Origin of the sequence: Microcoleus sp. AS-A8, assembly GCA_039962225.1 — a bacterium.
In the GTDB taxonomy this organism is placed as follows: domain Bacteria; phylum Cyanobacteriota; class Cyanobacteriia; order Cyanobacteriales; family Coleofasciculaceae; genus Allocoleopsis.
This window is the reverse complement of the sequence record JAMPKV010000004.1, coordinates 20485-44701: the sequence shown is the minus strand read 5'-3', so window position 1 is coordinate 44701 and position 24217 is coordinate 20485. Positions and strand designations below refer to the sequence as shown.

Here is a 24217-nt window from a genome sequence, read left to right as displayed (position 1 = left end):
AAATTCATTCAATCATAGCTTTGGGTGGAATACTTCTCCCACTTTAAGCGGTGTCAAAGGCGATCGCTTAATGATTATGCTTGTGATATTGAACTTGTCATTTGCTCAAATCGTCGCGACTTTAGATGTCTACACTGTACTAGGAAGAAGAGGTTGAGTTATCGATTTTGGCAGAGCTTCGGTAAAGTTTCCATCGAGCGGCGGGTAGCTCAATGGCATAATAGGTTACAGTTGCCAGTACACTTGATAAAACGAGTGTTCCTACAAGCTTAATCAAAAATACTTCGACAGGATGAGTTGATGTCATAATCGTAGTAATTTTTGCCAGAATAGCTTGATGCCAAAGATAGACACCATAAGAAAGAACACCTGCAACTTCTAAGGTTCTGACAGGATTTCTGACTATAGCATCAAAGGATAATTTTTCATTTTTATGAAAAGATTCATGATTAACGCTTGACTCAAACAAGCCAATAAAAATTGAAGTTATTATTGCGGTTACGGCTGGATAGACAACGGACTCACCAGGGCCTTGATGATAGTAATAATAAGCCGTGAACAGAAATAGAATTATTATCAATATAAAAGCGATTATCTTTTTTGCCGAGATTGATAAATTAAAAAAAGAAAACTTTATAGCTAAATCCTTGTTTGGCTTGAACTCACTATCTTTTCTACATTTCAGCCAAGCATTGACCAAAAAACCACACATAAAAACATCAATATTTGTCAGAAGGGGAGTATAAACATATTGAATGTAGTTATCGAGATTTTCTGGAGTTTTAAAAATAATAATGAAGGCTAATCGTAAGAGACAGATTAGCAAAAGAATGGCTGCAAATGAAAAAATGACTTGTTTCTTGCTTTGAAGACGATTTTTTAAACCGGCATAAATTAGAGGAACCAAAAGATAAAACTGGACTTCTGTTGAGAGCGACCAGAAACTTCCACTAAATTCCACGGGAAGACTTTGATTGTAAGTGAAAGTACATAAGCGAAATAAAGCTCCCCAGTTCTGAATTTGTAAAATTGGTGTATAAACAAATACGGCTAAAATCAAAATACTAAAATAATAGAGAGGAAAAATCCTCAAAATACGGTTTCGCCAAAAATTAAAAACACCTGTTCGGTCAAGGGTATATTTTCCCGAATAAAATACTTTTCCCATCAAATAACCGGATAAGCAAAAGAAAACTAAAACAGCGGCGTAACCATGACCAAATAGTATCCAGCTAAAGTCATAATTTTGATAAACGATAAATTTTCTAGGAGGAGCAACATGATAAAAAACCACAACCAGACAAGCCAGCCCTCGAAGCGCAAGAAAAGGATCTAATTGATTCGCAAAGTTGACTTTGGGGTGATGCATAACTTAACGTCACTGACGGTCTATTTGGCAACTTTTTATTCAATTGTCTTGAAAATTTAGCCTTTGAAGTTTAATATCTTCAATAAAACGAGTTTAGTCAAGATTAATTCCTATACGGGACGTTCCAAGACGTTAGGGGAAGTCGGTAAAAAATAAACGGCTTCGTGGTAACACCCCAAAGTTAGATATTGGCGTGAATACCGCAAGCAGCCCCCTTTGTTTGTCGACCCGATGAAGTATAACTTGATTGCGATTTGTTAACGGGTTCCCCGGTAACCGTTAAGATTGCATTTATCCGGATTAAGGCGGGGTTGGGGTAATGCAAACTTTAAATTCTTCTTCCTCTGCATGTGCAGAGCAGTTTCGGCATCTTCAGAATCAGTTGCGTGAGCGCTGGGATAGCGTTGAGTTATTGGACCAAGACGACCACGATATCTTGGTGGTACCTTCCGTCAGTATGGATCAGCGAGAACTCAAGAAGATTGAGGGCTGTCTGCACTACGAAGAACGGCTGTTGTTTTCTTTGATTCGTCTACGCAATCCGCGCACGCGGTTAATTTACATTACGGCTATACCTCTGTCGCCGATTATCATTGATTATTATTTGCAGCTATTGCCGGGAATTCCTTTCTCCCATGCGCGCGATCGCTTGCTGCTGCTTTCGACCTATGATGGCTCTTCCAAACCCCTGAGCCAAAAGATTTTAGAGCGTCCCCGGTTAATTGAGCGGATTCGCCAAGCACTTCGCCCTCAGAAGTCGTACATGGTTTGTTATAACTCATCGGAACTAGAGCGAGAGTTATCGGTAAAAGTGGGGATTCCACTGTTAGCCCCAGATCCAGACTTGCTGTATTGGGGTACAAAAAGCGGCAGTCGGGAAATTTTTGCCGAAAGTGGTGTGGCTTATCCCGACGGCAGCGAGATTATGCAAACCGTGAATGATCTCGTGGAAGCGGCTGCCGAGTTGTGGGAACGTCAACCGTCCCTAAAGCGGATCGTGGTTAAACTCAATGAAGGCTTTTCCGGAGAGGGGAATGCCATCCTTGACTTGAGAAAAATACCAGAGGTGGCTCCGGACAAAGCCTCCCATGCCGAACGAGTGGCAACACTTCATGAGCGCATGGAATCCTTGAGCTTTCAAGCGAAGAATGAGACGTGGGAGAATTTTTCCAGCCGCATTCCAGAGTTGGGGGCGATTGTTGAGGCATTTATTGAGGGGGAAGAAAAGCGATCGCCCAGTGTCCAGGGCTATATCAGTCCCAATGGGGAAGTTCAGATCCTCTCAACCCACGATCAGATTTTAGGTGGCCCAGACGGTCAAATCTATTTGGGTTGCAAGTTTCCTGGGGATGAAGCGTATCGCCTGCGCTTGCAAGAGATGGGGCTGCGTGTGGGTCGGGTTTTGGCGAACAAGGGAGCGATTGAGCGCTACGGAGTTGATTTTGTTGCCGTTCATCAGCCTGATAGTCCCGGTGCCAAATGGGATTTGCAGGCGATTGAAATCAACTTACGCAAAGGCGGCACCACTCATCCGTTTATGAGCCTTAAGTTTTTGACCAATGGTCGCTACGACCAATCTACGGGTTTATTTTACAGCCAAGAGGGTCGCGAGAAGTACTATATTGCCACAGACAATTTACAAAAAGAGCGCTATCGAGGATTAATGCCCCAAGACTTAATGGATATTATTGCCCATCACCGCCTGCACTTTGATAGTAGTACCAAAACCGGGAACGTGTTTCACTTAATGGGATCACTCTCCGAGTTTGGTAAGCTGGGAGTAACCAGTATCGGGGATTCTCTACAACAGGCAGAAGATTTATATAACCAGGTGGTCAAGGTTTTGGATGAAGAAACTAAGCCAAACCTCAATTCTGCCAAGTCTCCTTCCTATCCCAGCCCTCCTATTGCTTGGGGGGCTAGCTAGAGTTTTTCTGTCATAAAATTGGGGGGTGCGTTCAATAATAGACTGTGCACATAAGCGGTAGTTTCCTGGCACTCCGATACGTTGAAGCTACGGTTTGATAGCCAGTCTATTTGAGTTGTAAATAATAACGTAGACGTGTAGCGGCTTGCCGAAGCGCCCCACTCCAGACAGAGAAAACACAGAGAAAGAGAAGAAAATTTTTACGAATTATTTAAACTGGCTATATCTGCTCTAGCTCTGAGTAGATACTAAATTCGCTGTTTTGTTGTATCCCGTATCGAAGAGCCCATGATTGGGTTAAATTATTGCCAAGTTTAGCGGCTTACCTAATCGGTAGAGATAGTAATCAATATTAATTCTCTTGAGAGGACGAAAATGAGCTTAACCATTGCCGGTTACAACCTAATTGAAGTCATTTATGACGGTTCCACCACCCGTGTTTATCGTGCGACGAAAGAGATAGAATCATTCTCAGTAATTATTAAAACAATCAAAGCTGAGTATCCCACTTTAGAACAGATATCTCGGTTAAAACATGAGTATAAAATTCTTCAATCTTTGCAAATAGAAGGAATTGTTAAACCCTTATCGTTGGAAAGATATAAAAACGGGTTGGCATTGGTTTTATCAGATTTTGGGGGAGAAACTCTAAAAAAAAATCTCATCAACCGAAAATTGGAATTAACCTATTTATTACCAATTACTCTTCAGCTTGTTTCAATTCTTGAGCAGGTGCATCGAGAGAATATTATTCATAAAGATATTAAGCCCTACAATATCCTAATCAACCCTAAAACCCATCAAGTAAAAATCATTGATTTTAGTATTTCATCGTGCTTATCCGTTGAAAATCAGATCGTTGGTAATCCTGATTTGATTGAAGGTACCCTCGCCTACATGTCTCCAGAGCAAACTGGGAGGATGAACCGCTCCATTGATTATCGAACGGACTTTTATTCTTTAGGCATTACGTTCTATGAAATGCTGACGGGACAGCTACCTTTTCAATCGACCGAGCCATTGGAATTGGTTCATTGCCATATTGCAAGAACACCCATATCTCCTAGAGAAGTCAATCCAGAAATTCCCCAACCTGTTTCCGATATTGTGATGAAATTATTAGCGAAAACCGCTGAAGAACGATATCAAACTGCCTTGGGATTAAAGGCTGACCTGGAAACTTGTCTGAAGATGCTAGAGGAGTCGGGTCAGATTTCCTCCTTCGATGTGGGTCAGCTAGATTTATACAGCCAATTTCTCATCCCACAAAAACTTTATGGTCGCGACCAAGAAGTCACCTTTCTTATGGATGCCTTTGACCGAGTGAGTCTGGGGGCAACAGAAATGATTTTAGTTAGCGGTTACTCTGGGATTGGCAAGTCTTCATTAGTGAATGAAGTTCATAAACCAATGGTACGCCAACAGGGTTACTTTATTTCCGGTAAATTTGACCAATTTAAGCGGAATATTCCTTATGCTTCTTTGATTCAAGCTTTTCAGGAATTAATGCGGCAATTGCTCACAGAAAATGCTGAAAATCTAGCGATTTGGAGAACAAAACTATTAGAAGCATTAGGTACTAATGCTCAAGTCATCATTGATGTGATTCCTGAAGTGGAGCGGGTGGTTGGTTCTCAACCAGCGATTCCTCAATTGGGACCGACTGAATCACAAAACCGATTTAATCGAATCTTTCAACAATTTCTTCATGTATTTACCACCCAAGAACATCCTTTAGTACTCTTCCTAGATGATTTACAGTGGGCGGATTCAGCCTCTCTGAAGTTTATTGACCTGCTCATGAGTGACCGGGATAGCCGCTATTTATTACTCATTGGGGCGTATCGAGATAACGAAGTCAATGCCACTCATCCATTGATTTTGACGTTAGAGGAAATTAATGCCATTGGTGCAACTATTAATAACATTGTTCTACAACCTTTGCACCTCAATCATGTCATTCAATTAGTGGGTGAGACTCTCCGTAGTAATGAGAAAAATTCTAAACCTCTGGCTGAGTTAGTGTTTAACAAAACTCAAGGAAATCCATTTTTCTTAACTCAGTTGCTCAAATCCCTGTATCAGGACAACCTATTTACTTTTAATTTCAGCAAAGGAACTTGGCAGTGGAATATTGACCTTCTACGAGGCATCGATATCACTGATAATGTTGTGGAATTGATGGTCAACCAGATTCAAAAGCTATCACCAACAACTCAGGATATTTTAAAATTAGCCGCCTGTATTGGAGATAAGTTTACTTTAGACGTTCTGAGCATTGTTAATGAAAAATCTTTATCCGAAACCGCACAAAATTTGTGGGAATCGTTGAAAGTTGGCCTCGTTTTACCTCAGAGTCAATCTTACAAAATTCCTCTCGTTGGGGATTGGGATATGGAACAGGAACAATCAATTATTCCCATGTCTCAATTGCAAATTTCTTACAAATTTCTTCATGACCGAGTACAGCAAGCGGCTTATTCCATTATTCCCATAGAAGAGAAAAAAAAGACTCACCTGAAAATTGGTGAATTGTTACTCAAACATACCTCGGAGACAGAGCTTGAGGAAAATATATTTGAAATTGTCAACCAGCTAAATGTTGGTTCTGAGTTAATTCTACAGCAATCCCAAAAAGATGAACTAGCAAGATTAAATTGGATAGCCGGGAAAAAAGCGAAATCAGCAACAGCTTATGAAACAGCGGTGAAATATTTATCGCTAGGTCTAGAACTCCTGAGCGAAGATAGCTGGATTCATCACTACGAGCTGACACTCAATCTGTATGTAGAAGCGGTGGAAGCACAATACCTTAATACTAACTTTGAACAAGCTGGTGAACTCGCAGAAATTGTACTGCAAAAAGCCACGAATTTGCTCGATCAAATGAAGGTGTATGCACTAAACATCCAGTTTTATATTGCACAAAACCAGATGCTAAAAGCTATAGAAACTGGTGTGCAAGTACTCCAGATGCTAGGTGTTTCTTTATCTCCCACGCCTAACGAAGGTGGAGTCGTGCCTACTTTGCCTCAGCTTGAGGATTTAGAAGACTTTCCGGTGATGACAGATCCCTATAAATTAGCGGCTTTGCATCTTTTGATGAGTCTTGCACCGGCAGCTTATATGAGCAATAATCCCATTTTCTTGCCGATTCTTTTAACTCAGGTTAATCTCTCGATTGAATATGGTCATTCCCCCCAATCCGCTTTTGCCTATGCCCTTTATGCGGTTTACCTATCGGGTGTAGGAGAGATAGATGCGGCTTATCACTCTGGACGGCTGGGTTTAAGATTGTTAGAGCAATTTAATGCCAAAGAACTTAAAGCCAAAATATATGGTCTATTTTATCCTCATGCCAGTGTTTGGAAAGAGCATTTTAAGGTAACGTTAGCGCCTTTGCAAGAGGCCATTCAAAGTGCCTTGGAAACTGGAGATATGGCTTGGGCTGGCTACAATACATTTTACTATTGTGACCACTTATTGTTTAGCGGGGAATCCCTGGAAGTGGTGTCCCAAAAGCAGGCTCAATATTTTGAATGTCTGCTGAAACGGAAACAAACCTTAGAAAGTGACTACCTGAATGTATGGCGGCGCTTGGGATTAAAACTCTTAGATAAAGCTGAGGAACGATACAGTCTACATAACGAGATGGTAACTGACGCGGAAAACCTGCAACGTCTAATTGCCATCAATAATCATATGTGTATTTTTGCAGGTTATCTCGCTAACGCAATTTTCTGTTATTTTTCCCAAGATTACGCTCAGTCCGTTGCCCATGCCTCAGCAGCATTAAAACATACAGGCGGCGTGCTGGGAATGATGATTAATGGTCAACATAATTTCTATTATTCATTGGCACTCCTCGCTCAGGCTGCCAGCCTTCCGGAAAGCGACCAAAAAACTGCTCTATTGCAAGTTAGCCTGAATCAGGAAACCCTGAAAAAATGGGCGTTTCATGCTCCAGACAACTATCAACATAAGTATGACTTAGTAGAAGCGGAAAAGACACGTTTTTTGGGGCAACCTTTAGATGCCATGGAGTTTTATGATCGCGCGATCGCTGGGGCAAGAAAACAGGGCTTCCTCCAGGAAGAAGCACTCGCAAGTGAACTCGCCGCCAAATTTTATTTCTCGCGAAATCGAGAAAAAATGGCGATTGACTATCTCACCCAATCTTACTACGCCTATGTGAGCTGGGGAGCCACACTTAAACGGAGAGAGTTAGAAATTCAATACCCTCAACTTTTTTCCCGAACACCGAACCCAAAAAACACCAATATAGAAGTGAATCGAACCATCAGTGCTACAACTCAAGGAAGTTCTGGCATGTTGGATTTAGCCACTGTTATCAAAGCCTCTCAAGCCCTTTCCGGCGAGATTGTACTCGGTCAGTTATTGACCAAATTGATGCAAATTGTCATCGAAAATGCGGGGGCAGAAACAGGATTTTTGATTTTAGAAAAGGCCAACCAGTTACTGATTGAAGCCTCAGGAAGAGTGGAGCAACAAGAGGTAACCGTAGAGCAATCGATGCCTGTAGAAACCAGTCAGCAACTGCCTCTATCCGTCATCAATTATGTCGCTAGAACACAGGAATATGTTGTACTCAACGATGCCACTGAGGAAGGATTATTTAGCACCGATTCCTACATCGTTCAGCATCAACCTAAATCTATTTTATGTACACCGATTGTTTACCAAGGAAAACTCATTGGCATTCTTTATTTAGAAAATAATCTGACGACAGGTGCCTTTACGCCAGAGCGATTGGAAGTTTTACAATTGTTATCCTCTCAAGCCGCCATCTCCATTGAAAATGCTCGTCTCTATCAGGATTTAGAAGATGCTAACACTAACCTGAAACAATCTCACGAGCAATTAGCGGACTACAGCCGAACCCTGGAAACAAAAGTCAAAGAGCGAACGCTAGAGTTACAAGATAAAAACTTGCATCTGCACCAGGAAATTCGTGAACGCCAACGAGCCGAACAAGCCGCCGACGCAGCAAACCGAGCCAAGAGCGAATTCCTCGCGAACATGAGCCACGAACTCCGTACCCCGCTCAATGGCATTTTAGGTTACACCCAAATCTTTAAAAAAGACAAAACATTAAGCGATCGGCAAAAAAATGGGATTGGGATTATTCATCAGTGCGGTGAACACCTGCTGACGCTGATTAACGATATTTTAGACCTCTCTAAAATCGAAGCCCGGAAAATGGAGCTTTACCCGAAAGATTTTGCTCTCTCTGAATTTCTGGAAGGCATTGCGGAAATTTGTCGAATTCGTGCCGAACAAAAGGGTCTTGTGTTGGTTTACGAAACCTTGACTCCACTGCCCAAAGCCATTAGAGCCGATGAGAAACGACTGCGGCAAGTTTTGATTAACTTACTCGGTAATGCCGTTAAGTTTACACAAAAGGGTCGTGTAACGTTCAAAGTCGGCTATCAGCAGGGGAAACTCCGAGTTCAGGTGGAAGACACAGGGATTGGCATTGCACCCAATCAATTAGAAGAAATCTTTTTACCCTTCCAGCAAGTAGGCGAACACAGCCGCGAAACCGAAGGAACCGGCTTGGGACTGGCAATCAGCCGTCAATTCGTTGAGATGATGGGTGCGTCACTGGAGGTAAAGAGTACCCTAGGAGAAGGAAGCGTTTTCTGGTTGGATTTGGATTTGCCTGAAGTTGACCAAGGAGCGGATATTGCCAAGGTAGATGAACGCCATATTATTGGCTTCAAAGGCTCCAAACGGAAAGTTCTGGTGGTAGATGACAAGTGGACGAATCGCTCTGTCCTGATCAATCTGCTAGAGCCTTTGGGGTTTGAAGTGCTAGAAGTACCGAATGGCTTAGAGTGTCTTGCCCAAGCGCGTGAGTTTAAGCCCGATTTAATATTTATGGATTTAGTCATGCCCGTACTGGACGGCTTTGAAACCACCCGTCGCATCCGGCTATTGCCGGAGTTGGAGGGAGTTGTCGTGATTGCCATCTCAGCTAGCGTGTTTGACTTCGATCGCCAACAAAGTCGGGAAGTCGGTTGTGATGATTTTCTCCCCAAACCCGTCCGAGAGGCAGATCTTTTAGAAAAATTACGAGGTTACTTGGGGCTGGAATGGGTTTATGAGACGTCAGGAGTAGGAGCGACGCAGGTGTCGCTCTTACAGGAGTCAGCCGTCATGGGTCAAGAGCAACTGCTCAATGGCAACAAGCAGCTTACTGGCCCGGAATTCATCCCGTTGCCAGCACAGGAGCTGGAAATCTTATTCGATCTGGCCATGATGGGTGACCTTAGAGGCATTATGGAACAAGCCTCACAGCTTGAGGCATTAGACCCCCAATGGCTGCCGTTAGCCACCCATCTGCGTCAACTTGCCAAAAGTTTTAAAGGAAAACAAATCCTCGAATTATTAAAGAATATGAAGAGGCAAAATGAGTGCTGATCCAACGAATCAAGGTGTCATTCTCATCGTGGATGACACGCCCACCAATTTAGAAATGCTGTTTGATTTCTTAGGTCTTGCCGGGTTTAAGGTTTTGATTGCTGAAGATGGCGCAAGTGCGCTTGAGCGGGCTGAATATGCCCCACCCGACCTCATTTTATTGGATGTACTCATGCCAGAAATGGACGGGTTTGAAACCTGCCGCCGTTTGAAAGCCAATGAACTCACCAAGGACATCCCTGTGATTTTCATGACGGCGCTATCGGAGACGACGGATAAGGTTAAAGGGTTAAATCTGGGTGCGGTGGATTACATTACCAAACCGCTTCAGCATGAAGAGGTTTTAGCGCGTGTCCAGCTCCAGTTACGCCTACGTAAGCTGACGAAAACCCTCCAAGAACAAAATCAGCGTCTGGAACAAGAAATCCAGCAACGCCATCTCTCTGAACAAAAAATCCGCGAACAAGCCGCCTTGCTCGATATCACCACGGATGCGATTCTCGTTCAAGACTTGGATAACCAAATTCTATTTTGGAACAAAGGGGCGGAACAGGTGTATGGTTGGACAGCCGAAGAAGCGATCGGAAAAAATGCCCTGAAACTCTTGTATCGGGAAGCCTTATGTGATATAGAAGACCCACCGCAACTTCTGGCTGAGTGTGGCTCTTGGCAGGGTGAGTTACGTCATGTCACCAAACAAGGGAAGGAAATTGTCGTGACGACGCGCTGGACTTTAGTCTGTGATGAACAGGGGCTACCCAAATCTATCCTCACCGTCAACACTGACATTACCGAGAAAAAACAACTCGAAGCGCAGTTTCTCCGAGCTCAGCGCATGGAGAGTCTGGGAACCTTGGCCAGCGGTATTGCCCACGACCTCAACAATGCACTGACCCCGATTATGATGACCGTTCAACTATTGGAAGCTAAACTTCATGATGAGCAGAGCCTAGAGTGGCTTTCCATCATGGAAACCAATGTTCGACGTGGGGCAGATTTGGTGAAGCAAGTCCTGTTGTTTTCACGCGGACTCGAAGGTCGGCGCAGCACATTAAAGGTGGAGAAATTAATTTCAGAAATTGAGCAGATTGTTAAACAAACCTTTTCCAGAGCAATTGAGATTCACACCGATTTACCCGCGCAAAATCTTTGGACGATTCGGGGAGAAGCGACCCAACTGCATCAGGTACTCATGAACCTCTGCGTTAATGCGCGTGATGCCATGTCGGAAGGGGGGATTTTGAAGATTGCGGCGACAAATTTATGGGTTGATGAGAACTATGCCCGCATCAATTTGGATGCTAAGGTTGGGCCTTATGTGGTAATTACGGTATCGGATACAGGAAGTGGTATTTCTAAAGAAATCATCGATAAAATTTTTGAGCCTTTTTTCACTACCAAAGAGCTGGGTAAAGGAACAGGACTGGGTCTTTCAACCGCGATCGGCATTATCAAAAGCCACGGTGGTTTTGTGAACGTCTATAGCGAAGTCGGAACAGGAACCGAGTTTAAGGTGTACTTCCCGGTTACACAAAGCAGCGAAATCGATGGAACTCAAGCCGAGCCTCATGAATTACTGGCAGGACATGGGGAATTAATTCTGTTGGTGGATGACGAAAAATCTATTCGTGAAGTTAGTAAAACCTTGCTGGAAGCCAATGGCTACAGAGTTTTAGATGCGAGTGATGGGATTGAAGCTCTCGCCCTGTATACGGAACATAAGGAGGAAGTCCGGGCAGTTTTGATTGATATGATGATGCCGTCGATGGATGGGCCAACAACCATTCGGGTGTTACAAAAAATTAATCCGCAGGTCAAGATTATTGGTGTCAGCGGATTGGTATCAAACCATAAGATGGTTGAATTCGTTGGGAGTTGCGTCAAAACTTTTTTGCCCAAACCCTACACCTCAAATGAATTGTTGAAAAATCTACAAACCGTTCTCAGCACTCACTAGTGCAAGGCGGCGAAAGTTTCCCACCCGCGAGGTGGAAGGAGTGGGAGGATGGGAGGGGGACCGGAGCTAAGCGTGAGGATGGGAGTGGGAGGAGGGGGACCGGAGCTAAGCGTGAGGATGGGAGGATGGGAGAAACACCGATAACCTTCATTCCCCCTTCCTTGTTGTGTAGAATCGAGGGGCACTGTGTATCTAGGTCGTTGTGCATCAGTCTGTTGCCCAGGCGGTTCACTGCATTAACCCCGATTGTCCCCGCCCTTATCCGCAACCTTGGGGGAATAAGTTTTGTAATGGCTGTGGAGCGGCTCTGCTATTGAATAATCGCTATATTCCTCTCCAGAAGTTGGGGACGGGAGGTTTTGCCGCCATCTACACCATCTGGGATCTGGGGCGCAACAAGGAGCAGGTGTTGAAGGTTTTGGTGGAAACTTCCCCCAAGGCATTACAGCTATTTGAGCAAGAGGCATCGGTTTTACAACGCCTGAAGCATCCGGGTGTCCCCAGGGTTGAGCAAGATAGCTACTTTACGGTGAGACTGGGGTATCCCCCAGAGCGCTTACTCTCCTGCTTGGTCATGGAAAAAATCAACGGTCAGACATTGCAGGATGTTTTCAACGACCATCCTCAGGGGTGTTCGGAGCAAGTCGTGCGGGATTGGCTTGACCAATCTGTGGAGATTTTAGGAGAGTTGCACCGTTCTGGAATTATTCATCGGGATATCAAACCCTCAAACTTGATGCTGCGCGAGGGAACGGGTCAGTTAGTGGCGATTGATTTTGGGGGTGCGAAACAATTCGGCTCGATGTCGCTGGGTTCTCAGAGGGTTTCGACACGTTTGGTTTCTCCCGGCTACAGTCCACCGGAGCAGATTACAGGGGAAGCGGTCGGGCCAACGGCGGATTTCTACGCCCTAGGTCGGACGATGATTCAGTTGCTCACGGGTCAGGAATTGGAGGATTTGCAAGACCCGGAGACGGGAGATTTGCGCTGGCGCTCTCAAGCGGTCGTAACCCCTGCTCTGGCTGGCTTACTCGATGACATGGTACGCCTCGACCCCCAACAACGCCCAGCTACGGCGGCTGAGATTCAGCGGCGTTTGGATTGGAGTTCTCCCATGAGGAGGCCGCCCACTTCACGACCCACGGTGCCCTTGTCGGATATCATTACCACGACCCTGGATCAGGCACTGGCGGTAGCGGAAAGTGTGCTTGGGGCATTCGGTCAAGGCGCGATCAGCCTCGTGCGTTTTGTGTTTGGTGTGGTCACTGGCATCGTTTTCGCCTGTCTGGACACTACCTTGGAGATGGTGTTAGGAGGACTGGGTGCTACTACGGGTGCTGCCCTTGGGTTGGCTTTGATCCATGGAACTCTCGTAGATGATCACTTAGCCAATTGGATGGCGTCCCAACAGTGGCTTCTCTTTCCCCAACTGCAAATTACAGAATGGCGAGGAATGTTGATGTTTGCGATCGCAGGATGGTCTACTGCCTGGGGGTTGACCCTTGCGGGGGGCTTTGGTCAAGAGCGACGCTTTATCGTATCTGGGATTACGGGAATTTTCGGCTTTACCATAACTTGGTTTATTTGGCAAGCCAGTGGCACTGTTGCACTACCAGAACGCTTGTTAGGATTGGTGACCGCGGTTGGGGTTGTGCCTTTAGTTTTAGGGTTGGGATTACCCAGCCATTACCTCGTTCACGCCTTCGTTGCAGCCTTGGGTACAGGTACCCTATTTGGGGGTTTAGTCTGGTTAAACGTATTAAATGCGGCCTCTGTGATTGATATCTTCTCTCACTCTGATAAGTTCATCGATACCATTGCTTTTTTTGGCCTCTGGGGAGTTATCCTAGCCTTCTGGGTGGGAGTGAGTTATTACATCCTTGTGCCTATCCTGCGTTGGTTCGGTTGGCGTTGAAGTCGTTCACGGCAAAATTTGAGTATAGCAAAAGGCACCGGAGCTTTAGTGAGGAGGCACAGGGCAGACCGGAGATGAGAGTGAGGACAGAAGGGATGCATATTGACGGGTCAAGGTTTCACGATTTGGCGAGAGTCCTAATTGCCTTGGCGACTGCTATACCAGTAATAAACATAAAAGCCTTCTCCCCTCTGCCTTCTACCTTCTGCCTTTTGCTATAAAGCGTAAATATCCCGATCGCGCCCCGTAGCAAACCGGAGAGAATGGCGTAAATCCTTACTGTTCTGGGTCATGAAAATAAGCAGAGCGAGGAGAGCTATACCGCAGGTGAGGGCAAAGATACCTTGATAGCCTATCTGTTGGGCAAACGTACCCAGAACTGGCCCTGCGATCGCAATCCCCATATCTAGCCCACCCAGACATAAGGAGAAAACTCGTCCGCGTTCATGGGCATGAGAACGGTCAGAAATCAGGGCAATCATACTGGGGATCAAGGTTCCACTCGCCACCCCCTCTAAAAAACCCGCCAGCAAAAAGGAAACTGGACTCTGTGCTTGGGAAAGTATCAGCATCGACAGGCTATAGAAGACTAAACTTACTGTGATAAATAATCCTCGACCATAGCGATCGCTCGCCTGTCCTGTGAAAAAGCGACTGCAAAAACTGGATATGGCAGCGGCGGTATAAAACCATCCCGCATCAAAATCAATCTTGGCTTCTCGAATATACAGCGCCACAAACGTGGCGAGTGCCCCAAAGACTAAACCGGTCAGCAGCATAACCAAGGTAGGAATCCGCAGACGAGGACTGCCGAGTAGTTGCCAGAATTGATCGTCATCAGGCTTCACTGACGAGGCGTTAGTCGGAGCATCCATGCTCAGTTTCCCACCAGAAGGGTGAATCAGGCGAGGTTCTTGAACTTGGAACGCCACCAATAAACCAAGCAATCCGATCGCGAATGAGAACAGAAACAAAGGCATGTAGCCCATTCTGGCTTGGAGAAAGGTGCCCATCGCAGGGCCGATCGCCATCCCAATGGGATTGGTTAAACTCATGTAGCCAATCACCTCCCCTCGCTTTTCCACTGGCGACAAGTCCACGACGAGAGCGCTGCTACCGGTGGTATAAGCCGCAATACTAATGCCGTGAAACACCCGAAGCAAAAACAACAGAGGAATTGATTTGGCAAATAAGTAGCCTAAAGGTGCGGTGGCGACTACCACATAACCAATTAGCAGCACTAGCTTGCGACTGCGGCGATCCGATAACTTGCCCAACCACGGACGAAACAGCAGTAACCCGATCGCAAACGCACCAATGACCACACCAATTTGCTGCTTGGTACCACCTACATCTTCCACATATAAGGGCAGTGTCGGCAGTAAACAAGCCAAACTCGCCCAAAACAGGAGACCAGCAACAAATAAAAAGAATAGGTTTTTTCGGGCTTGCGGTTCAAGGGTACTAAAAATTTTCACACACCTGGTTTTCCCGCAAACGTCAAGCGGGTTTAATCTCCCTCTTTATATTCTGTAACATTAGACTCGACCACTTCCCTCACCCGATAGATTGGTCTTCCTTGAGATTCGTGATAAGTTCGCATTAATAGCTCACCCAACAGACCAAAACAAAACAGTTGGATACCGGTTAAGAGCAAAACGACTGCCAAAATTAATAACGGTCGATTGCCGATGTCTTCACCAAAACCCAACTTGAGAATGGTGAGATATACGCCTAATCCTATTCCCAACACGGTTGAAATAATTCCTAATAGCCCAAAAACATGCATGGGTCGCGTCAGGAATTTTTTCATAAAATAAATCGTGAATAAATCCAGCACAACCCGGAATGTACGCCCTAATCCATATTTACTACTACCGTGACGGCGGGCATGGTGGCGCACGGGTAACTCGGTAATTCTGGCTCCTTCGATAAACGCCAAGGCGGGTAAGAATCGGTGCAACTCACCGTAGAGGTTCATATCGGCGATTAGTTCTGCACGGTAGACTTTGAGAGAACAGCCGTAGTCATGAACGTGTACCCCAGTAATTTGTCGAATCAGCCAGTTGGCAATTTTGGACGGCAGTAATCGAGTTAAGGCTGCATCCTGGCGATTTTTGCGCCAGCCGGTGACTAAGTCATAGCCTTCGTCTAGCTTGGCAATGAGCATGGGAATGTCAGCGGGGTCATTTTGCAGGTCACCATCTAAGGTAACAATGGTGCGACCTCGTGCATGTTTAAACCCGGCTGCCATGGCTGCGGTTTGACCGTAATTGCGACGCAGAAGGACAGCACGTAAATGAGGACGGGTGAGGGCTAGTTGTTTAAGCAGTTCAGCGGAGCCATCTTTAGAGCCATCATCCACACAGATGAGTTCGTAGTTTATTTCTGTGGGGCTAAGTGTGGATGCGATCGCCTCAATCAAGTGAGGCAAACTTTCCACCTCATTGTAAATTGGCACGACCACGGATACATCAGGGAGAGACTTGAAGGCGGAATCTCTGGGGGCTTGAGTGCTTTGAGACAATAATGAAGGGTTCATACTTTATAGGAAAATTCGCGCCAGGGTTTAAGTGAGTGACGGTCTAATGTTACAGACTGTTCTGTAAAACTTACCCAAAGTTGTTCAACATTAGCTAAACCTCTCTGGCGTTTACTTCCTGCTTCTGCCAAGACAGTCGACTGTTACTTGTCCACAGGCGTTTGAGATTCAAGGCTAAACCCGCCTCACTACTTTTTCTTCAGGTGCATTCGGTAAGTTGAATGCTCAAAGATGCAAAAGAAGAATTCTCTGAAAAATTCAAAGAAAAGAGAGGCAATACTTGCGGTTCTAAAAAAAGCAAATGCAACATCTAAAGCACTCGTAAAATGCTGGGAATGCTATCGACAGCTTCTAACGTCCGAATTTCATCCAAAGCCTTGCGGAAATTTCCTTCACGAACATCGTGAGTGACAACGACAATTTCCGCGAACTCGTCCCGAAATCCAGTCTGCACAATTGACTCCAAACTCACATTATGATTACCAAAGCTGGTTCCTAAGTGGCCAATAACGCCAGGACAGTCTTTAGTCAGGAAACGGGCATAAAATCGGGTAACCAGTTCCGACATTGGCGCGATCGCACAATAATGTTGATGGGCACAACTCAACAAAGGATGCAATCGGTGAGACTCTCCAGCTGTTTTCAGAACAGCGGTAATATTCAAAATATCCGACACTACAGCACTCGCTGTTGGCCCAGAACCCGCACCCGGCCCGGAAAACACCACCTGCCCAATCGGATCGCCTTCTACTAAAATTGCGTTGTAAACTCCATTAATACTGGCTAGTGGATGCGTTTTGGGGAGTAATGTTGGATGAACTCGTACCTGAAGCAGTTCCTCCTCTGGGATAACCGTTCCCGCTAATTCTTCTCGCTTGGCAAACGCCAGCAACTTAATCACAAATCCCAGTTTCTGGGCATAGGAAATATCCGCCGCACTGATTTGGCGAATTCCTTCACAGTAGACATCTTCGAGTTTAATTCGTCCAGCGAAGGCCAAAGAAGCGAGAATGGCAATCTTATCCGCTGCATCCAAGCCATCCACATCAGCGGTGGGGTCAGCCTCGGCATAACCCAAACTCTGGGCATCAGCGAGGATGTCGGCAAATTCACCCCCTTCAGTTTGCATCCGAGTCAAAATGTAATTCGTTGTACCGTTGACAATACCAATCACGCTCTGGATGCGATTGACGCCTAAAGACTGCTTGAGAGGTTGAATCACGGGGATACCGCCTCCAACCGCCGCTTCTAAAAGAACGTAGACTCCTGCCTCTTGCGCTGCTGTAAAAATTTCAGCCCCATAGCGGGAAATCACAGCTTTGTTGGCGGTAACAACATGCTTGCCTTGGGCAATGGCTTTGAGAATGAGCGATCGCGCCGGTTCTAAGCCGCCCAGTACTTCAACGACAATATCCACGGCTGGGTCAGTCACAATGGATTCTAAGTCCGTGGTGATCAATTCTGGTGGTAGTTTAACCTCTCTCGGCTTATCGAGCGATCGCACCCCCACCCGATGAATCTCAATCTCTTCCAACAACGGCTGACGCCCCTCTGGATTGAGCAAAATCTGTGCTGTTCCCGTGCCAACGGTTCCGACGCCTAGCAAACCAACTTTAAAACCCACAATCGCTCCTTTGACTCCTAACCCTACAGCTTAATTGATCTTAGGAAAATCCTATGCCCAGAAGCGTGTTTGGAGAACGGATAAATGGGAATGTAACGATCATGAAAAATTCAGTTAACCTGTCATTAAAGGCTTGATCGTTGAAGAACTACCTTCCCTAGCCTCACTCATTGCCTTAAAAGATATTTATAATGGAACAGTTTTGTTATTCCCAAATTATTGTTAAACCAGCTAATTGGTGTCAGTCATGGTTCCGGCAGAGCCGTCAGAGCTTGAAGCCATGCTGATCACGGACGATTTACTCCTATATTACAAACGCTGCCAACGTCGGGTATTTCTGGATGTTTACAGCGACCCAGCCGAACGAGACCCAGAACAGGACTTTTTGCTAAAACTGCGACAGGATAGCTGGGCGTATCGGCAAGCGATTTTTGATGCCTCACCCCATCAGTCCCCTAAGTATCCCAGGGGAGATTGGGAAGCTGGGGCACAGGCGACATTGAAATTAATGCAGCAGGGGGTAGAACAAATTTCCCAAGGGGTTCTACTGAGGCAAACAACCCAAGGGATAACCTTGTTGAGCCGTCCCGATTTATTGGTCAAACAGCCTGGGTCATCGCATTTAGGGGATTGGCTGTATGTTCCTACGCTGATTAAGCTCGGTAAGCGTCCCAAACCAGAGTATCAAATTGTTGCAGCGTTTACAGCCCATTTGTTAGCAGATGTACAAGGAGTCTTACCCAATACGGCTCAGTTGATTTTACGTCGCCAAGATGCCTACAGCGTGAGTCTAGAACGATGGGTGCCACTGATGCAAGAGGTTGTTTCAGATTGCACCGAAACATTGCTCCAGCAACAGGAGCCAGAGGTATTTATTTCTCGTCAGAAATGTAGTCTTTGCCACTGGTACAGCAGTTGTTATGCGATCGCCAAAGCCAAGCAGCACATTTCTCTCTTACCTGGGGTAACGCCCAGTCGTTATCGAGATTTGCAAGTGTTGGGTGTGACCACCGTAGAATCTCTAGCCCAATCTACCATTAGCTTACTCGAACCAGTCGTTGGTAACGAAGTCGCGTTGGATTTAGTGCAACAAGCGCAATCCAATGTGCAGAATCGAGCGATTCTTCGTCAAAGAAACGGCGAAGAAACCCAGACAACGCAGCTTTTCACCCACACTGAAACTTTACCGACAGCATCAGTTGAACTTTATTTTGATATTGAGGCAGAGCCAGAGCTGAATCTTGACTATTTGCTAGGTGTTTTAGTCATCGATTATCGTAGTGATACTGAAACGTTTTATCCTTTATTTGCCAAATATCCCAGTGATGAAGCTTTAATCTGGGAACAATTTTTAGATTTGGTATCGCTCTACCCAGATGCTCCCATCTTCCATTTCTCTGACTATGAAGTTGAGACAATTAAGCGTTTAGCCAAGCTCTATCAAACCCCACAACCTCAACTGCAACGGCTGCTCTCTCAGTTTGTGGATGTGCATTGGTATGTAATGAACACAGCAACCTTGCCCGTGGAGAGCTATTCTCTCAAACACCTCGCTCGATGGATAGGCTTTGAGTGGCGTGATGCGGGGATTACAGGTTCCCAATGCGTTTGTTTGTACAATCAATGGTTAGAGACGAGCGATCGATCTGTTCTTGATGTTATTTTGCGCTACAACGAGGATGACTGTCGTGCCACTTATTACCTCAAAAACTGGCTCGTGAATTTTATGCAAGACTCTATTCAGAATTCTACAAAAAGTTATGCAAAGATTTCTGAATAAATTAGGATTTTTTATTTAAATCACAAGTTTTTCTTATCAATCAGTGTTAGCCTACAATCAGGGTTGGGTTTCGCAGCCATAGAGACTGCTCAAAGTCTCCTGAAAATTTACATTAGGTTATTGATATGCTTCCTTTATTTTTCCTTCTTTTAATCCTGGCTTTCGGAAGCCTTTTAATATTACTGAAAGCTTCTCACGAAATTTCCCGCATTTTGGCGGCCGGCTGTGCCATTCTCTGCTTAATTTTTGGGTTTGCTCTAGCCCCGTGGCCTGTTCAATTTTTAATTGTTTTTCTGCTACTCGCCCTAGAACGCCTATATCCCTTTCGTCGGCTTGGGGAAGTGCCCGTCATGCTGATTCCAAATAAACGGAGATAGTTTTTGCCGATAGGGATAGAAACACTCTCCAGATAAACTCGAGCCGACCCATCAAAGGTCGGCTTTTAATTGACATAAAACTACCCAATTGCACTCAATCCACTTCAGATTTATAACTCTAACGCTGGAATATTAGACTTCAACCAACTTGGAGAAAGCTGCGCCTTACGACTAGCTATCTCCTCAAATAAGTTGACGTAGGTGTGAGCCATAGCTGTCCAGCTATGTTGCTGCGCTACCGTTCGAGCGGCATGACCCATGTGATACCGCAGAACTGGGTCTCGTGTCAGGTGCAAAAGTGCCTGTGCTAATGTCTGCGCGTCCTCTGAGTCAGACAAGACAATTCCAGAGTCGGGCGTGACAACCTCAGCCGCACCCGTTGTAATTGCGGTAATGACGGGTAAGCCAGTAGCCATCGCTTCCAGCACAACTAAACCAAAAGGCTCGTACCGTGAAGGAAAGACAAACAAATCAACGGCTCGCAGGAGTTCCGAGATGCTCGGTTGTAATCCCAGGAAATGCACCCGCTGACTTAATCCGAGTTGTGCCGCAATATCGGGATAGAGGCTACCTTCTGTTTCCCCTGCAACGGCTAAGTGTAAATCAGGCACATCCACCAAAGCGTGCAGAACCGTATCTAAGTTCTTGCGATTGAGGCGGATGTCTCCCGCAAACAGAGCCAAGGGTACGTCCTCCGGTAGACCCCATAGGCGGCGATTAGCCGAACCTGGAGAAAACTCCTGCAAATTAACGCCACAGGGAATGACGCGAATGCGCGTTGGTGGGATACCCGTCTCGACTAATTCTCTCTTAACCCGCTGCGATACTCCCACAACCACTTTGGCTTGACGAAAGGCTGTTCTTTCCCAATGAGCATTTAAGAATGTGTAGAGCCATTGGTAAAGACCATAAACATCTCGACGAACCCGCGAAACATGGAAGGGAGACGAGAGCCACGCACGATGCACAAACGATACCATATTCACATCTGCCGCCGCCGAAGTGACTGCGCCGTTGGCGATCACCAAGTCAAACTCTTTACGATGTTGACGTAACCAATCCGCACTGCGACTAGAGAATACCACCTCGCGCACAAGTTGGGTGGGTAACCCTTTGACAGGAATTGAAATCCAGTTAACTTGGCTGTTGTGTTGCAGTTCTGGGGCTAATTGGCTCGAAACCACAGTCACCTGATGACCCTGCTGACTGGCTTCTCGGATAATCTCATAATTCAGCCGACCCTGACCATCATTGGGAATGACATTATGTGTCACAATACAGAGTTTCATCTTGCAACCTATCCTATTAAATGAATTCAGCTCAGCAGAAGCGAGCAACCGACTTGAAAAGCGCTCGGAAACTGGAGTACGTCACTGAGACGGGTTCTATAGCTTTAGATAATTACGCCTACCCAAGCCGATTTCAGCAGGGAGTTTGTTGTCGTGGGAAATGAGTGAGAGTCCAAGTTTGGGGTACACCATGCCAGGGCATTGACACACCCCCAAAGGTACGCAGATTTTGCCAATAACGCTCGAAACGACTGTTTGAAACTGTTGGGGAGTTACCAATAACCTCAAACATGCAGTTGGTAATCATCAAGCCCACTCGTGTGGCATATACCTCAGCGGAAAAAACGGCATTCGCTACGTCTTGCCGTTCTTCATGGGTGAGCTGAAACCCCTTTTCCCATGCCACTTGTAGGTATTCTGCTACGTCATCTGCCAGCCGAATGGCTGTTTTCAATTCAATCCACACATCGCCGTAATTACCGAGGGTGTAGGGGTCTAAAGCTACACTATCTACGGTTGAAGTGAGCTTGGGTTGGCGTATAGTCTCCTGTTCGATCGCTTGCAAAGCACCTTGCCCAATTCCCAACCCCACATAGGTTTTTGTTAACTGGGCAATGATTCCCGTCAATGTGGCAAAGGCACTATCCGGGAGATGATGGGGAGCCAAAATCTCATCCTTCTCGATCAGGACGTTGTGGAAGGTGAACGTACCGCTATCGCCTCGCTCTTGCCCAATTTTGTCCCAATCAGAGGTAACCCCCAAACGATCTTTGGGAATCATGCAGAAGAATGGCTGTTGAACGCCTTCTTGCCAAGCAGAGAATACCCGCAGATCTGCTGCCGCAAGGAGTGAATCAAAGCGTTTGACTCCATTGAGGCGGAAGCGATCGCCTTCTGGAATAATGCTGAGTCTCGTATCCCATGTGTCAATCGCACTAGCCCACAACCCATGATTCTGGGCGGTGTAGCGATAATACTTTTCTTTTTGCTGTGGCGTTCCAGAAAGATGACTTAAAACGGTTAAGTTCAGATGGTTGCCATACAACTGTCCGATTGAACCCTCGGCTTTGGACAGTTCATAGACAATTTTTAGCGCGTCTACCCAAGTGGCTCCTGTACCCCCATATTCCTGCGGTACCAGTAATTCGAGCAGCCCACTTTCACGTAGTTTCTGGATTTCATCTTCTGAAATTTCTGCTTGGGCATCGCGTTTCTTCGCAGCTTGAGCTAGTTCCTGCGATAAGGAAACCGCTATATCTAGATAATTGGGTGGTTTTCTGACATTTAATAACATGGCACAATCATCCTTAGTGTTGTTCGGGGAATAGGGAGAGAAACGATGCAACGCATGAATTCATCAGATTCAGGATTGCTTACATCTCCCTATTTCCTTTTTCTGTGTCTGGCGTGACGCATCATCTGGGTTTGAGTCGCTTGGGGGCTAAGCGAAACAGAGATACCCTGCCCAGTTCAACGCAGTTCCAAGCGTTCTCACGACTTGAGACTAGCCTCAAATTCGTAGTTGTCGGAGCCAATCTGCATCGTCCAAGTTGGGCTGATGATTTTGGTAATCTACGGTTAGTCGGTCGGAATACAGTACTATATCCTTATAGCCCTTAATCATTGCATAGACTGCAACGAATAGCAAGGGTACTGTGAGCAGAATGTGCGGAGAAGGCTATGCCTTGTGGGTAGGGAGAAGAGATGGGTTAAAGGTTTGCGATCGCTTACTGTACTAGCTTTGTTTGAAGCAACTCCTCTGTTGAGCAAGCGGATCGCATGACTTAAGGATTGATAAAATATCGACAGATTAATCGGCAAGGGGCAGAAAATGTCAACCATTAAAGTTGAAGTGCAACTGTCTTCAGAAGAGTTGCTCAAAGCTGTCGATCAACTCAGCTTGCCAGATTTAGAGGAATTTGTATCTCAAGTCTTAGTGCTACAGGCGCAACGCAAAGCCTCAACGTTACCAGAAGCTGAAGCCGAATTGTTACTAAAAATTAATCAGGGTATCCCTTCAGATATTCAGAAGCACTATGAAGAATTGATGGCTAAGCGACAGACTGAAACTCTCACTCATGAGGAACATGGCGAATTACTTCAATTAACTGAACAGATAGAAAAACTGCAAGCACAACGCATAGAATACTTAGCAGAATTGGCACGTCTTCGTAGGACATCCATTAGTGCATTAATGGAAAATTTAGGGATTCAGGTGCCAACTTATGCCTGAGAGTATGGATGCTCTGATTCCAATACTAGGAAACCACAACATCACACAACATTTGTTGAGGTATGAGTACATGTCCTATTGAATTGTATTGCCAAGGAACTTCACCCATTCTCTTGCTCTCTCACCCAAATCCTAAAAGCACGTAAAGTTGCTGTCTCTCCATCGACTAAACTTTGACGAATAACTCTAGGGATAATATCAAGAGGCATCCAAGGAAAAGTCGGACTCTGGTTAACTTTTTGATACTCTTGATTTGATGGATTTAAAACAAAAATCTCTAATTTATTGCCGTTATAGTGCCAAAATTCAGGTACACCAATTGCTGCATAAATTGGCTGCTTGTCCATAGAACCACTGGTGATATCGATTTCCAACACTAAATCTGGAGGTGGGTCATTATTGAGGTCAATCTCTTGCTTGTTTCTGACTATGGGTTCATTTTGAATATAGTAACAGGAGTCAGGTTCCGCTCCTTTAAACTTTTTGGATCGCTTCAATGTCAGAGAACCAAATTTTTTGAGATTCAGGTTTAATTCATCAGCAATCGCTCGAATCATATCGTCGATAAAGCGGTTACTATTTTCATGCGGCCCTAAAGGTGTCATTATCTCTAATGATCCTTCGTTGTAAGCCAATTTTGTGGCTCTTTTATCTCCTAATTCTGTGAGTAATTGCTCAAACGTTTGCCAACTGATATTGGACAAAATGACCCGTTGTTCGGCAATTTCAGGAGTTGCTGTTTTCATAAATTGTTACCTTA

Annotated in this window: 13 protein-coding genes; 6 read left to right on the top strand and 7 right to left on the bottom strand. The window is 45.5% G+C overall.

Features of this window, described 5'->3' with window-relative positions:
* Positions 1-139: 139 nt before the first annotated feature.
* Positions 140-1369, bottom strand: a complete 1230-nt coding sequence (locus tag NDI48_07590; GenBank protein MEP0831071.1) for an acyltransferase — start codon at positions 1367-1369, stop codon at positions 140-142.
* Between the two features lie 319 nt (positions 1370-1688).
* Between NDI48_07590 and NDI48_07585 the strand changes: the two genes are divergently transcribed.
* From NDI48_07585 to NDI48_07570, 4 genes are all read left to right on the top strand, one after another.
* Entirely contained in the window at positions 1689-3296 is a 1608-nt protein-coding gene (locus tag NDI48_07585; GenBank protein ID MEP0831070.1) for a peptide ligase PGM1-related protein, read from the top strand.
* Positions 3297-3671: 375 nt separating this feature from the next.
* Entirely contained in the window at positions 3672-9740 is a 6069-nt protein-coding gene (locus NDI48_07580) for an AAA family ATPase (GenBank protein ID MEP0831069.1), read from the top strand.
* Positions 9730-11697, top strand: a complete 1968-nt coding sequence (locus NDI48_07575; protein ID MEP0831068.1) for a response regulator — start codon at positions 9730-9732, stop codon at positions 11695-11697. The genes NDI48_07580 and NDI48_07575 overlap by 11 nt, the downstream gene beginning before the upstream one ends.
* Before the next feature lie 202 nt (positions 11698-11899).
* Positions 11900-13612 carry a serine/threonine protein kinase gene (locus NDI48_07570; protein MEP0831067.1) on the top strand — a complete coding sequence of 571 codons (1713 nt, stop codon included), beginning with the start codon at positions 11900-11902 and terminating at the stop codon, positions 13610-13612.
* A gap of 215 nt (positions 13613-13827) precedes the next feature.
* Here NDI48_07570 and NDI48_07565 read toward each other — a convergent pair whose 3' ends face one another.
* The 3 genes from NDI48_07565 to NDI48_07555 form a co-directional block, all read right to left on the bottom strand.
* Positions 13828-15090 (bottom strand): MFS transporter, encoded by a 1263-nt coding sequence (locus NDI48_07565; GenBank protein ID MEP0831066.1) that lies wholly within the window; start codon positions 15088-15090, stop codon positions 13828-13830.
* 32 nt (positions 15091-15122) lie between these two features.
* The gene (locus NDI48_07560) at positions 15123-16154 is read right to left on the bottom strand and encodes a glycosyltransferase family 2 protein (GenBank protein MEP0831065.1); all 1032 of its coding nucleotides are present in this window, start codon (positions 16152-16154) and stop codon (positions 15123-15125) included.
* A 310-nt stretch (positions 16155-16464) separates the two neighbouring features.
* Positions 16465-17778 carry a homoserine dehydrogenase gene (locus NDI48_07555; protein ID MEP0831064.1) on the bottom strand — a complete coding sequence of 438 codons (1314 nt, stop codon included), beginning with the start codon at positions 17776-17778 and terminating at the stop codon, positions 16465-16467.
* Positions 17779-18025: 247 nt separating this feature from the next.
* Here NDI48_07555 and NDI48_07550 point away from each other — a divergent pair, with 247 nt between their 5' ends.
* Positions 18026-19558: a TM0106 family RecB-like putative nuclease gene (locus NDI48_07550; GenBank protein ID MEP0831063.1), complete on the top strand. Its 1533-nt coding sequence runs from the start codon at positions 18026-18028 to the stop codon at positions 19556-19558.
* 487 nt (positions 19559-20045) lie between these two features.
* Here the strand turns inward: NDI48_07550 and NDI48_07545 are convergent, their stop codons facing one another.
* Together NDI48_07545 and NDI48_07540 are read right to left on the bottom strand one after the other, a co-directional pair.
* A complete protein-coding gene (locus NDI48_07545) occupies positions 20046-21224 on the bottom strand; it encodes a glycosyltransferase family 4 protein (GenBank protein MEP0831062.1) in 1179 nt (392 codons plus the stop codon).
* Positions 21225-21357: 133 nt separating this feature from the next.
* The gene (locus NDI48_07540; GenBank protein ID MEP0831061.1) at positions 21358-22518 is read right to left on the bottom strand and encodes an acyl-CoA dehydrogenase family protein; all 1161 of its coding nucleotides are present in this window, start codon (positions 22516-22518) and stop codon (positions 21358-21360) included.
* A gap of 537 nt (positions 22519-23055) precedes the next feature.
* On the opposite strand from NDI48_07540, the gene NDI48_07535 reads away from it, so the two are divergent.
* Complete coding sequence (locus NDI48_07535; protein MEP0831060.1) at positions 23056-23457, top strand: STAS/SEC14 domain-containing protein; 402 nt, start codon at positions 23056-23058, stop codon at positions 23455-23457.
* Between the two features lie 101 nt (positions 23458-23558).
* Here the strand turns inward: NDI48_07535 and NDI48_07530 are convergent, their stop codons facing one another.
* Positions 23559-24203 (bottom strand): Uma2 family endonuclease, encoded by a 645-nt coding sequence (locus tag NDI48_07530; GenBank protein ID MEP0831059.1) that lies wholly within the window; start codon positions 24201-24203, stop codon positions 23559-23561.
* Between the last annotated feature and the right edge of the window lie 14 nt (positions 24204-24217).